7 protein-coding genes are annotated in these 13956 nt (G+C 69.5%); 1 reads left to right on the top strand and 6 read right to left on the bottom strand.

The genetic code is table 11. From position 1 onward, the window contains the following. The first annotated feature begins 332 nt into the window (after positions 1–332). Positions 333–2816 (top strand): family 20 glycosylhydrolase, encoded by a 2484-nt coding sequence (locus ACVK00_RS12480; RefSeq protein ID WP_284894634.1) that lies wholly within the window; start codon positions 333–335, stop codon positions 2814–2816. Positions 2817–3001: 185 nt separating this feature from the next. On the opposite strand, the gene nagE is transcribed toward ACVK00_RS12480, so the two are convergent. The 6 genes from nagE to ACVK00_RS12510 all read right to left on the bottom strand — a co-directional run bounded on the left by nagE (position 3002) and on the right by ACVK00_RS12510 (position 13950). Continuing rightward, positions 3002–4765, bottom strand: coding sequence for an N-acetylglucosamine-specific PTS transporter subunit IIBC (nagE, locus tag ACVK00_RS12485; RefSeq protein WP_284894633.1), 1764 nt, complete (start codon positions 4763–4765; stop codon positions 3002–3004). A gap of 87 nt (positions 4766–4852) precedes the next feature. Further along, on the bottom strand, positions 4853–7435 hold the full coding sequence (gene ptsP, locus ACVK00_RS12490; RefSeq protein ID WP_284894632.1) for a phosphoenolpyruvate--protein phosphotransferase: 2583 nt from the start codon (positions 7433–7435) through the stop codon (positions 4853–4855). Positions 7436–7450: 15 nt separating this feature from the next. Beyond that, positions 7451–8458, bottom strand: a complete 1008-nt coding sequence (locus ACVK00_RS12495) for an SIS domain-containing protein (RefSeq protein WP_284894763.1) — start codon at positions 8456–8458, stop codon at positions 7451–7453. Further along, on the bottom strand, positions 8451–9554 hold the full coding sequence (gene nagA / locus ACVK00_RS12500) for an N-acetylglucosamine-6-phosphate deacetylase (protein ID WP_354122866.1): 1104 nt from the start codon (positions 9552–9554) through the stop codon (positions 8451–8453). The genes ACVK00_RS12495 and nagA overlap by 8 nt, the downstream gene beginning before the upstream one ends. Before the next feature lie 117 nt (positions 9555–9671). Continuing rightward, positions 9672–10406: a GntR family transcriptional regulator gene (locus ACVK00_RS12505; RefSeq protein WP_284894631.1), complete on the bottom strand. Its 735-nt coding sequence runs from the start codon at positions 10404–10406 to the stop codon at positions 9672–9674. Between the two features lie 328 nt (positions 10407–10734). Next, positions 10735–13950: an error-prone DNA polymerase gene (locus ACVK00_RS12510; RefSeq protein ID WP_284894629.1), complete on the bottom strand. Its 3216-nt coding sequence runs from the start codon at positions 13948–13950 to the stop codon at positions 10735–10737. Positions 13951–13956: the final 6 nt, after the last annotated feature.

A 13956-nucleotide genomic window follows, 5' to 3' on the forward strand; every position in this document is an offset into this window, starting at 1 on the left:
CGCGTCGCCGCTTGCGTGCGGCGGCCGGTTGCCGGGTGACGGCGCTCGCCGTTGCCGTCGGGCGCGACCACCCTGATACCGCCGGCGACGCACGCATCGACGCCGCCGCATCTGCCGCCCGTTCCCGATGAACGCGCCGACGTGCCCTCGCCGATCGGATCGGCACGCGTGCCCGCCTCCCGTTCCGTAACGCACGCGACTCGCGTGCCGCATACGTCCGGCGCAACCGCCTCGCGCCGGGCGCTGGTGTCCCCGCAGCTCCGTTGAAAGACCCGACCGCAGCGACGTCGTCCCACGACGCCGCCACGCCCCCTTTTTTCTCAGGAGTTCGAATGAAGAGCCCGTTTCCCTCCCTGTTGACCGGCTTGCTGATCGCGGCACTGTTGCCGGCCGCGACCTGCGCCGAGCCCGCGCAAACCGCCGCCGGCGCGATCGCCGGCACCGCCCGGCCGGCCACGCAGCCGGCCGATCTCGCCGCACTGCTGTCGAATGGCCTCGCGTTGCGCTTCACCGTGGACAACAACCACGCGGCCGCGGCCGGCGTGCCATGTGCCGACCTCGGCGCCGACGGCGCGGCCTGCGCGACGGGCCGCCTGTTCCTGCAGAACCGCGGCCACCAGCCGATCGCCGACGGCGGCTGGAAGCTCTACCTGCACAGCATCCGCCGCCTGCTGCGAATCGACCGTCCGGGCTTCGCGCTACGCCGGCTCACCGGCGACCTGTACGAGCTGACGCCGCAGCCGGGATCGGTACGGCTCGCGCCCGGCGAACGCATCGAGCTGCCGTTCGTCGCCGAATACTGGGTGCGGCGCTACAGCGACGTGATTCCGCGGCCGTACGTCGTCGTCGACGGCGCATCGCCCGCGGTGCTCCGCTACAACGACACCGACGACGAGCTTCGCTACGTCGAATCGCTGCCGGCTGACGCACAGAACAACTCGACGGGCAACGCGCCGGCCGTCGCCGCGCGGCCCGACGCGAGCCGCGCGCTGCCGAGCGTGAAGCGCGAGCAGCCGCTGCCCGGCGCGCTCGATCTGCGCGGCGTCGAGCTCTTGCTGGCCGGCCTGCCCGACGCGCAGGTCGCGGCGCTGCGCGAGCGCGCGACGACGCTCGGCCTGGACGGCGCACGCGTGCCGGTGCTCGGCGCGGTCGCACCGCGCCGGCTGCCGGCCGACATCGCGACGCCGGGCGGCTACCGGCTCGCGATCGGGCCGCGCGGCGTCCTCATCGAGGGCTACGATCGCGCCGGCCTCTACTACGGCGTGCAGACGCTGTTCTCGCTTGCGCCGGCCGGCGGCGGCACGATCCCGGCGCTGCTCGTCGAGGATGCGCCGCGCTTCACGCATCGCGGGATGCACGTCGATCTCGCGCGCAACTTCAAGCATCCGGCGACGCTGCGCCGCCTGATCGACCAGATGAGTGCGTACAAGCTCAATCGCCTGCACCTGCACCTGTCCGACGACGAAGGCTGGCGCATCGAGATTCCCGGCCTGCCCGAGCTGACCGACATCGGCGCACGCCGCTGCCACGATCCGAGCGAGACGCGCTGCCTGCTGCCGCAACTCGGCTCCGGCCCCGACAACCGCTCGGGCGGCGGCTACCTGACGCGCGCCGACTACGTCGCGCTCGTGCGCTACGCGGCCGACCGCTTCATCGACGTGATTCCCGAAATCGACATGCCCGCGCACGCGCGCGCGGCCGTCGTGTCGATGGAGGCGCGCTACCGCCGGCTGCATGCGGCCGGCCGCGAACAGGACGCGAACGCGTACCGGCTGCTCGATCCGCAGGACACGTCGAATCTGACGACGGTGCAGTTCTACGACCGGCGCAGCGACCTGAACCCGTGCGTGCCGGGCGCGCTCAACTTCGCGTCGAAGGTGATCCGCGAGATCGCGGCGATGCATGCGGACGCGCAGGCGCCGCTGCGCATCTGGCACTACGGCGGCGACGAAGCGAAGAACATCCTGCTCGGCGGCGGCTTCCAGCCGTTGAACGGCACCGATCCGAACAAGGGGCGCATCGATCTCGCCGCGCAGGACAAGCCGTGGGCGCGCTCGCCCGCGTGCACGGCGCTGCTCCAGCGCGGCGAGATCAAGTCAATCGACGAGCTGCCGACGCGCTTCGCGAAACAGGTGAGCGCGGCGGTCGACGCGAACGGGATCGGCACGATGGCCGCGTGGCAGGATGGCATCAAGCATGCGAACGGGCCGCAGGACTTCAGCACGCGGCGTGTGATGGTGTCGCTGTGGGACACGATCTTCTGGGGCGCGTCGGACAGCGCGCGCGACCTGAGCAGCAAGGGCTACCAGACGGTGCTGGCGCTGCCTGATTACCTGTACTTCGACTTCCCGTACACGCTGAACCCGCGCGAACGCGGCTATTACTGGGGCTCGCAGGCAACCGACGAGTACAAGGTGTTCTCGCTCGCGCCGGAGAACCTGCCGCAGAACGCCGAAGTGATGGGCGATCGCGACGGCAACGCGTTCGAGGTGACCGGCACGGGCCCCGCGCCGCGCATCGAAGGCATCCAGGGGCAGGCCTGGGGCGAGGTGATGCGCAACGACACGTTCCTCGAGTACATGGTGTATCCGCGCCTGCTCGCGCTTGCCGAGCGCGCGTGGCACCGGGCCGACTGGGAGCTGCCGTACACGGCCGGCGTGCGCTACAAGCGCGGCGACACGCACCGCGTCGACACGGCCGCGCTGCAGCGCGACTGGGCCGGTTTCGCGACGCTGGTCACGCAGCGCGAATTGCCGAAGCTCGATCGTGCCGGCATCGGCTACCGGAAGCCGACTTTCACGCTGACGAACCCGTGAACGTTAGACTGGCTGAGCGGCAGATCAGTCGACAAGCGGCCGAGCGGCTGACCGCTGACCGGCTGAGCGATGCAGATGAACGCATCGCGCATACGCCCCGCCAATGAAAAACGGCTTGCGACGCATCGCAAGCCGTTTTCGTTTTGCTGCCCTACGACCCGGCGGACCGGGCCGGCCTCAGCGCATCAGGCCGGTTGCGCGGCCGCGCCGCCGTCCGTCGACGGCAGACGTGCGCCGAGCTGCTCGGCGTAGCGTGCCGCCGCGTTGCCGCAGACGATGTGGAACGTGTCCGGCGACACCCATGCGACATCGAGTGCACCGAGGCGCTCACGATCGACAGCCGATGCGTCGCGCACGACGACACGCAGGCGCGTGGTCGCGATCGCGTCGAGCGCGACGACGTTGGTCGCGCCGCCGAACACCGCGAGCCAGCGCAGCGGATCGGGATCGAGCGGGCCGCCCGTCGCGCCCGTGCCCGGCTGCGCGGCCGCGGCCGTGGCCGGCGCCGCGGCACCGGTCGCGCCGCTGCCGATCGCCGAACGCATTTCGTCGGCAATGATGTCGGCCTCGGGCCCGATGATCACCTGCACGCTGTTGCCGCCGCGCTTGAGCACGCCGCGCGCGCCGATCGACTTCAGTTCAGGCTCCGACACCTTCTCCGGGTCGACGACGCTCAGGCGCAGGCGCGTCGTGCATGCGTCGACGACCGTCAGATTGCCCGCACCGCCGAGCGCGGCGATGTAGCGCAGCGCACGCGGCGCTGCCGCCGCGGCACCGGCAGCCGGTGCGACGAAACCGCCCGATGCGAACGACTCGGTCGCCGCATCGGCCGAGGCCGGCTCGCGGCCCGGCGTCGCCATGTTGAACTTGCGGATGAAGAAACGGAACAGCCCGTAGTACGCGACCCCGTACGCGATGCCGAGCGGAATCGCGATCCAGCCCTTCGTCGACAGCCCGTAGTTCAGCACGTAATCGATCGCGCCGGCAGAGAACGTGAAGCCGAGCTTCACGCCGAGCAGCTGGCAGATCGCGAGCGACAGCCCGGTGAGCACCGCGTGGATCACGTACAGCACCGGCGCGAGGAACATGAAGCTGAATTCGATCGGCTCGGTCACGCCGGTCAGGAACGACGTGAGCGCCATCGAGAACAGCAGGCCGCCGACCATCGCGCGGCGTTCCTTCGGCGCTTCGTGCAGCATCGCGAGACACGCGGCCGGCAGGCCGAACATCATGATCGGGAAGAAGCCGGCCATGAAGGTGCCCGCGGTCGAATCGCCCGCGAAGAAGCGGTGCAAGTCGCCGTGCACGATCTCGCCGCCGGCCGGCGGCGTGAAGTTGCCGAACACGAACCACGCGAGCGAGTTGATGATGTGGTGCAGGCCCGTGACGAGCAGCAGGCGGTTCAGGAAGCCGAACACGAACGCACCGATCGCGCCCGCCGTCGTCAGCCACTGGCCGGCCGCGTCGATCGCATGCTGGACCGGCTGCCACACGTATCCGAACACGATGCCGAGTATCACGCACACCAGCCCCGTGATGATCGGCACGAACCGCTTGCCGCCGAAGAACGCGAGGTAGTCCGGCAGCTTGATGTCCTTGTAGCGGTTGTACAGCAGCCCCGCGACCACGCCCGCGATGATCCCGGACAGCACGCCCATGTTCAGCTTGGGATCGATGTCCTTCATGATCGCGGTTTCGATCAGGTAGCCGATCGCGCCCGCGAGCGCCGCCACGCCGTTGTTGTCCTTCGCGAAACCGACCGCCACGCCGATCGCGAACAGGAGCGGCAGGTTGTCGAAGATCGCGCCGCCGGCGTCGGCGATCATCTTGATGTTGAACACATCCGGCTGCCCGAGCCGCAGCAGGATGCCGGCGACCGGCAACACCGCGATCGGCAGCATCAGCGCCCGGCCCAGGCCCTGTATCTTCAGAAACGGATTCCCGTCCATTCAGTCCTCCAGTCCATGTCTCGTCGTTAATCGTCGTTGAACGAATTGCTTTCGTAGTGAAACGGGTCGCGCGCCCGCCGTCGACGTTCAGTCGAGCGGCCAGACCTCGCGGCTTGCTGCCCTTACCGCCTGTGCCGAGTCGAGTGCGAGCAGATCCTGCGCACGCTGGCGACACAGCTGGTAATCGAGACGGCGCACGCGCGCCTTGATGCCCGGCACCGACACCGGGTCCACCGACAGTTCGGTCACGCCGAGGCCGACGAGGATCGGCACCGCGAGCGGATCGCCGCCCAGCGCGCCGCACACGCCGACCCACTTGCCATGCTTCGCCGCGCCGCGCACCGCGATGTCGATCAGGCGCAGCACGGCCGGATGCAGGCCGTCGGACTGCGCGGCCAGATCGGCCTGGCAGCGGTCCATCGCGAGCGTGTACTGCGTCAGGTCGTTGGTGCCGATCGACAGGAAATCCGCGTGCTGCGCGAGCTGGTCGGCAAGCAGCGCCGCCGACGGCACCTCGATCATCGCGCCGACCTCGATCGGCTCAGTGCGGCCCTGCGCACGCGCGAATTCGTCGATGCGCTTGCGCAGCCGCACGAGTTCGCCCGCATCCGTGACCATCGGCAGCAGGATGCGCACCGCGCCGAACGGCTGCACCGCGAGCAGGCCCTGCAGCTGATCGTCGAGCAAGTCGGGGCGCACCTGCGCGAGGCGGATGCCGCGCAGGCCGAGCGCCGGGTTCGGTTCGGGCGGCAGCGTCAGGTAGTCGACTTCCTTGTCGGCACCGACGTCGAGCGTACGGATGATCGCGGTGCGGCCCTGCAGCGCGTCGACGATCGACTGGTAGCTCTGCTGGTGCTCGACGACGCTCGGCGCGGCCTGGCGGTGGATGAACATCAGCTCGGTGCGCAGCAGGCCGATCGCGTCCGCGCCGTTGTCGACCGCGGTGTTCGCGTCATCGAGCGTCGCGATGTTCGCGGCGACCTCGATCGCGCGGCCGTCGGTGGTCGCGGCGGCGGCACCGGCCAACCGCCGGTTCGCTTCGCGCACGCCGTCCAGACGCTGGCGTTCGTGGCGCGCGCGCTCGACGTCGAGCGCGGTCGGTGCGTGTTCGAGACGGCCCGCGCTCGCATCGACGACGACCTGCGTGCCGTCCGGAATCGCGTACAGCGCGTCGCCGACCGCGACGAGCGCCGGAATGCCGAGCTGGCGCGCGATGATCGCCGCATGCGAGGTCGCACCGCCGCGCGCCATCACGAGCGCGGTCACGCGCTGGCGATCGAGCGACGACAGGTCCGACGGCGTGAATTCCTCGGCGGCGAGCACGGCCTCGTCGGGCAGTGCGCGCGTCGCGCCGCTGGTGTGGCCGAGCGCGCGCAGCACGCGCTTCTCGATGTCGCGCAGGTCGGCCGCGCGCTCGGCGAGCAGCGTGTCGTCGAGCTTCGACAGCGTGTCGATCTGCGCGCGGATCGTCGCGCGCCACGCGAAGCCCGCGCTCTTGCCGAGGCTGATCTGGTCGCGCGCCGCGTCGACCAGCGTCGGGTCCTCGAGCAGCACGCGATGCACCGCGAAGATCCCCGCCTCGCCGACCGCGCCGCGCGCGGACGCGTTGCGCACCGTTTCGTCGAGTTCGGCGTCGACCGCCTTCAGCGCCTGGTCGAGCCGGCGGCTTTCCGACGCGGGCGTGCCGGACGCCTGTTCGGGCGGCACGATTTCCGCATCGTCGAGACGCACGAGCGTGCCGACCGCGATGCCGGGCGCCGCGCATACGCCCGCGAGCGTGTTCGGGTCGAGCGGCGCGCCGGTATTGCGCACGACCATCTGCGGCGCCGGCGAACGCAGCCGCGCCGGCTTCTCCTCGACTTCGCCGTGCGCTTCGCGCAGCAATTCACGTTCGACCGCTTCGACGGCTTGCTGCGCGTGCGCGCCGCGGCCGATCAGTTCGATCGTCGCGCCTTCGCCGGCGCCGAGGCCGAGCAGGCCCACGACGCTCGTGATCGACGCCTTGCGGCCGTCGAACTGCACGTCGACCGTCGCGTCGATGCCGCGCACGGATTCACGCGCCCGTGCGGCCGGGCGTGCATGCAGGCCGCCCGGCTGCGTCAGCACGAGCTCGCGGCGCACTTCGTGCATCGCCGCGGCGCCGGCCTGCGCCGCCTGCGCGGCGGCTTCGCCCTTGCCGCGCAGCGTCAGCAGCGGCGTCTCGCCGGCGGTCGCGAAACCGCTCGCGCGCTCGACGACCTCGAACGCGTCGGAGTTCGCGATCGCGATCACCGACACCAGCGAATGCGCGCTGCGCGCGACCGCGTCCTGGTCGAACTCGATCAGCAGGTCGCCCGCCGCGACCCGCGCGCCGGCTTCGACATGCGCGGTGAAACCCTGCCCGTTCAGCTCGACGGTGTCGATGCCGATGTGCAGCAGCACTTCCGCGCCCTGCGGCGTCGTGATGGTCACCGCATGGCCGGTGCGCGCGAGATGCGACACGACGCCGGCGCACGGCGCGACGAGCCTGCCCGCGAGCGGGTCGATGCCGATGCCGTCGCCGAACATCCCGCCGGAGAACACCGGATCGGGCACATCGGCCAGCGCGACGATCGGCCCGGTCAGCGGGGCATGCAGGACGATCGGATCATGGGTGGAACTCTTCAACTGGGACTCCTCGGCGCGTCTCATCGGCGGTCTCGGCTATCAGTGCGTTTCGGTGACTTTGTTCAGGTGGCGCGGCGTGTCGGGATTGCGGCCGCGCGCGACGGCGAGATCCGCCGCCATCACGTAGAACGAAAGAATGGCGGCGATCGGGTCGAGCGCCGAATGGGCGGACTGCGCAAGCGGCAAGGTCGCGCCGGGCGTGCCGGCAGGCGCCGCGAGCAGCACGGCGGCGCCGCGTGCGCGCATGTCCTGCGCGAGCTGCAGCAGCCCGGCCTGCTCGGGCCCCGGCGGCGCGAACACCAGCAGCGGATAGTCGCGGTCGATCAGCTCCATCGGGCCGTGACGGACTTCGGCGCTCGAGAAAGCCTCGGCCTGGATGCCGGAGGTTTCCTTCAGTTTCAGCGCGGCTTCCTGCGCGATCGCAAGACCAAGGCCGCGGCCGATCACGATCATCCGCTCGACGTCCGCGAGCGCGGCGACGGCCGGCGACCAGTCGAGCTGGCCGGCTTGCGCGAGCACGTCGGGCAGGCCGCGCAACGCGGTGATCAGCGCGGCGTCGCGCTGCCAGTACGCGACGATCTGCGCGGACAGCGACAGCATCGCGATATAGCTCTTGGTCGCGGCGACCGACAGCTCGGGGCCGGCCAGGAGCGGCAACTGGTGCTCGCACGCATCGGCGAGCGGCGACGGCAGCACGTTGACGGCGGCGACGGTGCGCGCGCCGGCTTCGCGCAGCGCGGCCATCGTGTTGACGAGATCGGGGCTCTTGCCGGACTGGGAGAAGGCGAGCGCGAGCTGGTCCTGCACCTTCAGCGGCGCCTGCTGCAGCGTCGCGACCGACATCGGCAGCGACGCGACGGGCACGCCGAGGCGGCTCATCGTCAGGCTCGCGAAATAGCTGGCGGCGTGATCCGAGCTGCCGCGCGCGACCGTCAGCGCGACGGCCGGCGGGTGATCGAGCAGCTGGCCGGCGAGCGCTTCGACGCGCGTGGTGTCGGCGAGTTGCGCGGCGACGACCTGGGCGGACTCGCGCGCTTCGTTAAGCATATTCGACAATCGATTCTCCTTCGACGTAGGTCGCGGTGAGGTTCAGGTCGCGATCGAACACGACGAGGTCGGCCCATGCGCCGCGCTGGAGGCGGCCGCGATCGGCGATGCCGAGGTAGTCGGCCGCATAGCGCGACATCCGGTTCGACACGTCGGCGATCGGCAGACCGAGCGACACGAGATTGCGCAGCGCCTGATCCATCGTCAGCGTGCTGCCGGCGAGCGTGCCGTCGGCGAGCCGCACGCCGCCGAGACACTTCGTCACGTGCTGGCTGCCGAGCCGGTATTCGCCGTCGGGCATGCCGGTGGCCGACGTGCTGTCGGTCACGACGTACAGGCGCGGGATCGCGCGCAGCGCCGCACGAATCGCACCGGGGTGCACGTGCAGCAGGTCGGGGATGATTTCCGCGTACTCGGCATGCGCGAGCGCCGCGCCGACGAGGCCCGGATTGCGGTGATGCAGCGGCGACATCGCGTTGAACAGGTGCGTGAAGCCGCATGCGCCGTGCTTGAGCGCGGCGACGGCGTCGTCGTAGGTCGCGAGCGAGTGGCCGAGCTGCACGCGCACGCCGCGCGCGGCCATCTCGCCGATGATCTCGATGTGGCCGGCGATTTCCGGCGCGAGCGTGACGACGCGGATCGGCGCGATCGACAGGTACTTCAGCACTTCGTCGAGCACGGCCGACACGGCCGCGTCCGGCTGCGCGCCGAGCTTGCCGGGGTTGATGTACGGCCCTTCGAGGTGCACGCCGAGCACGCGTGCGCCACCGGGCGTGCGGGTGCGCGCGACGCTGCCGAGATTGGCGACGACCTGCATCAGTTCGTCGCGCGGCGCGGTCATCGTCGTCGCGAGCAGGCTCGTCGTGCCGAACTGCGCATGGGTGCGGGCGATCGTCTCGATCGCGTCGCCGCCTTCCATCACGTCGGCGCCGCCGCCGCCGTGCACGTGCAGGTCGATGAAGCCTGGCAGGATGTACGGTGCGTCGTTCTTCGCGGGATCGGCGGGCGTGCCGTCGAGCGTGGTGATGCGGCCGTTCTCGCTATCGAGCGAACCGTGAATCCAGCCGTCGGAGGTAAGGATGTTTCCAGTCAGCATGACGTTTCTCTTGATGATCTGGTGACGCGGACATCCGCGTCGCGATTTGCAAATCCGTTGCGCTTCGTTGCGCTTCGTCGTGTTCGGTCGCGCACGGCGCGCGGGCAGTCTCGCGCGTCAGCGTTTCAGTTCCGCGACGAAGTCGTAATAGTCGTCGCGGCAATACGTTTCGGTCACTTCGATCGCGCGCTGGTCGACGCCGTAGCCGATGCGCGTGATCACGAGCAGGGCCGAGCCCGGCTTCACCCCCATCCACTTCGCGATCTCGTGCGTCGCGTTCGCCGCGCGAAAGTGCTGCAGCGCGCGCACCACCGTCATCCCGCGCGCCTCGAGGTATTCGTACAGCGACGCGCCGAGCGCCTGCGGATCGGGCACCACCGCGGCCGGCAGCGTCGAATGCTCGACGGCCATCACGATGCCGTCCGCGCGGCGCAGCCGTTCGAGCCGCGCGACCGTCGCGCCGGGCGCGAGGCCGAGATGCGTGAGCTCGTCGCGGCTCGCGGCGCGCAGCTTGCGCGACAGCCACACCGAATCGGGCACGAAGCCGCGCTGCTGCATCTTCGCGGTGAAGCCGACGAGACGCGACAGCGGATCGGCAACACGCGGCGTGATGAAGCTGCCCGCGCCGCGCGCCCGCTTGATCAGCCCCTGCTCGACCAGCAGCGCGAGCGCACGACGGGCCGTGATCCGCGACACGCCGACCGACCCCGACAGCAGCCGCTCCGACGGCAGCGCCTCCCCGGCCCGCCACGCGCCGGCGTGAATCGCGCTCGCCAGGTTGCGGGCGAGCTGCAGATACAGCGGCGTGTCGTCGAGGGGATCGGGCGCCAGTTCGGACCAGGCGGTTTCCATGTGCCTCCGGGTGTCGGACGACGATCTCGGACCGTCGAAAGTGAACGCATTATATAACCACCATAATACCAGTCAACGAACTGGTATTAGCGAGGCGAAAATCGCCGGAAGCCTTGCCCGGCAAGCGTTTTAGTCGCGGGAAAGCCTTTGTTTACAATGCGATGCAGGATAGGGATTTACCCGGATTGGTATGCAAGGGGACAGTTCCGGCGCGCGATTCGGCGGGTTTTGGGCTGGAAATCCAAGACCCGAATAGAACCAGTTGAGCCGACTGGTATGCATGGGACGACACGCACCGCGCGGAGCTGGCGACACGCGCCCGGGGACCTCAATGGAATTCGCGGCTCGACGTGCGCAGGCCGCCGAGCAGCGGCGTCAGATCCTCGAAATGCTGCGCGACGAGGTGCCTCACGTCGCTGACGACCTGCCACACGCCCGACACCGCGAGCAGCCGCGAATCGAGTGTTTCGCGGCGCTGCCGCGCGAGCAGCTCGGGCCGCACGATCACGTTCACGCACCCCGTTTCGTCCTCGAGCGTCATGAACATCACGCCTTTCGCGGTGCCCGGCATCTGGCGGGCCGTCACGATTCCGCACGCGCGCGCGAGCCGGCCGTCGGGGCGCTCGCGCAACTCGGCCGCGGACAACAGCCGCTGCGCGCGCAACGCGGGCCGCAGCAGTGCGACGGGATGGCGGTTCAGCGTCAGGCCGGTGGTGTCGTAGTCGGCGAGGATGTCGTCGGCTTCCGACGGTGCGCCGAGCGCGGGCTTCACGGGTTCGTCGATCGGCGCGGCGGCGAGCAGGTCGCGCTCGGGTGCCGCGGCGACCGCCTGCCACAACGCATCGCGACGATGGCCGGCGAGCGTCGCGAGCGCGTTCGCGGCGGCAAGTGCCTCGAGATCGCGGCGCTCGAGTTGCGCGCGGCGGGCCAGCACGTCGACGTTGTCGAACGGGCCGGCCGCGCGCGCCGCTTCGATCCGGCGCGCGGCGGCTTCGCCGAGGCCGCGCACGAGCGACAGGCCGAGCCGCACGGCGGGCTGGCCGTGGGGAGGCGGCTGGTCGGGCAGCGCTTCGAGCGACGCTTCCCAGTTACTGAGCGTGACATCGATCGGCAGGACCTGCACGCCGTGACGCTTCGCGTCCTGCACGAGCTGCGACGGCGGATAGAAACCCATCGGCTGGCTGTTCAGCAGCGCGGCGAGGAAGATCGCCGGTTCGTGGCATTTGAGCCAGCTGCTGGCATAGGCGAGTTTCGCGAAGCTGGCTGCGTGGCTTTCGGGGAAACCGTATTCGCCGAAGCCTTTGATTTGCTCGAAGATCTGTTCGGCGAATTCGCGTGTGTAGCCGCGTTCGAGCATGCCGTTCACGATCTTGTCGTGATACGGACCGAGATCGCCCCTGCGCTTCCAGGCCGCCATCGCACGACGTAACTGGTCGGCCTCGCCGGGCGTGAAACCGGCTGCGACGATCGCGATCTGCATCACCTGTTCCTGGAAGATCGGAACGCCGAGCGTGCGTTCGAGCACGACCCTGAGCGCATCGCTCGGATAGGTGATCTCCCCTTCCTCTTCTCCCGCCTTGATCCTGCGCCGCTTCAGGTACGGATGCACGGCACCACCCTGGATCGGCCCCGGCCGCACGATCGACACCTCGACCACCAGATCGTAATAATCGCGCGGCTTCAGGCGCGGCAGCATCGACATCTGCGCGCGCGATTCGATCTGGAACACGCCGACCGTATCGGCGCGGCAGATCATGTCGTAGGTTGCTTCGTCATCCTGCGGAATGTGCTTCAGCGTGAACGGCTGGCCGTCCTCCTGCGGCCCGCGCCACGCAGTGCGCAGGTCGAAGGCGCGATGCAGCGCCGACAGCATGCCGAGCGCGAGCACGTCCACCTTCATCAGCCCGAGCGCCTCGAGATCGTCCTTGTCCCACTGGATCACGCGCCGCCCGTCCATCGCCGCGTTCTCGACCGGCACGAGCCGCGTGAGCTTGCCGCGGCTGATCACGAAGCCGCCCGAGTGCTGCGACAGGTGGCGCGGAAAGTTCAGCAATCGACCGGCCAGTTCGGCCCATGCGCGAATGATCGGCGTCGCAGGGTCGAGCCCGGTCGACGCGAATTGCTGCAGCAGGTCGCGACTGCCGTCGAACCAGCGATGCGCCTTCGCGACGCGATCGACCAGCATCGGATCGACACCGAGCGCCTTGCCGGTTTCGCGCAGCACGCCGCGCGGGCGATACGTCGAGACGGCCGCCGCGAGCGCGGCGCGATCGTGTCCGTATTTTGCGTAGATATGCTGGATCACCTCTTCCCGGCGCTGATGCTCGAAGTCGACGTCGATATCGGGCGGCTCGCCGCGCTCCTCGCTGATGAAGCGCTCGAACAGCATCGTGCTCTGCTCGGGATTCACCTCGGTGATGCCGAGGCAATAACACACGACCGAGTTCGCCGCCGACCCCCGGCCCTGACACAGGATGTTCTGGCTGCGCGCGTATTTGACGATGTCGTAGACGGTCAGGAAGAACGGTTCGTAGCTCAGCCGAGCGATCAGGTCGAGTTCATACCGGATCTGCTTGTCGACTTTCTCCGGAATGCCCTGCGGATAACGCAAAGCGGCCCCCGCGAAGGTTTCCTGTTCCAGATGGCGCGTCGGCGTGAGCCCCTTCGGCACGATCTCGTCGGGATACTCGTATTGAAGCGTGTCGAGTTTGAAATCGCACGCATCGAGAATCGCGCAGGTCTCGTCGAGCTCCTCCGGCGAAAACAGCTTCGCGATTCGCCCACGCGCGCGCAGATGCTGTTCCGCATTCGGCGCGAGCGCATACCCGCACTCCGAAACCGGCATCCCGACGCGGATCGCCGTCATCACGTCCTGCAGCGGCTTGCAGGAGCGCCGATGCATCGTCACGTCGCCGAGCGCGACGATACGCACGCCGCGCCGCTCGCCGGCCGCGCGAATCTCCTCGCGCTGCGCGCCGTCGAGCGGGCGCTGCAGTTGCACGAGCCCGAGTCGCGCCCGCGCGCCGAACGTCGCGCGAAACCAGGCGACCTGCGCATCGAGTACGTCCGCCCGAACGGGATAGGTGGGGACGAGAATCGCGAAGCAGTCGGGCATGCCCCGCAAGTGGGCGAACTCCGCGGGCGGCGCCGACAGCATCCTCGACGTCAGCCGGTACGTGCCCTTCGGCGACGCCATGCGCCGCCACGAGATCAGCTCGGACAGGTTGCCGTAGCCCTCGCGGTTCTGCGCGAGCAGCACGAGCCCGAACGCGCCGGGGCCCGGATCGTGGCCGGGGGCGACTTCATCCGGCGTCACCTCGAAGAACGAACCGACGATCAGCGGCAACCCTTGCGCCTTCGCCGCGACATGCATGCGCGGCGCGCCGGCGAGCGAGCATTCGTCGGTGATCGCGATCCCGCGATAGCCGAGCTCGACGGCGCGCTCGACCAGTTCCTCCGCATGCGACGCGCCATGCAGGAACGAGAAGTTCGAACGACAGAACAATTCCGCGTAATCGGGCAGCCAACTGAATTCCGCAACCATCGCCAC

Source organism: Burkholderia sp. PvR073 (assembly GCF_054055695.1).

Coding starts and splice junctions, on each gene's coding strand:
- ACVK00_RS12480 (WP_284894634.1), top strand. CDS start 333: ATGAAGAGCCCGTTTCCCTCCCTGTTGACCGGCTTGCTGATCGCGGCA.
- nagE (WP_284894633.1), bottom strand. CDS start 4,765: ATGGACGGGAATCCGTTTCTGAAGATACAGGGCCTGGGCCGGGCGCTG.
- ptsP (WP_284894632.1), bottom strand. CDS start 7,435: ATGAGACGCGCCGAGGAGTCCCAGTTGAAGAGTTCCACCCATGATCCG.
- ACVK00_RS12495 (WP_284894763.1), bottom strand. CDS start 8,458: ATGCTTAACGAAGCGCGCGAGTCCGCCCAGGTCGTCGCCGCGCAACTC.
- nagA (WP_354122866.1), bottom strand. CDS start 9,554: ATGCTGACTGGAAACATCCTTACCTCCGACGGCTGGATTCACGGTTCG.
- ACVK00_RS12505 (WP_284894631.1), bottom strand. CDS start 10,406: ATGGAAACCGCCTGGTCCGAACTGGCGCCCGATCCCCTCGACGACACG.
- ACVK00_RS12510 (WP_284894629.1), bottom strand. CDS start 13,950: ATGGTTGCGGAATTCAGTTGGCTGCCCGATTACGCGGAATTGTTCTGT.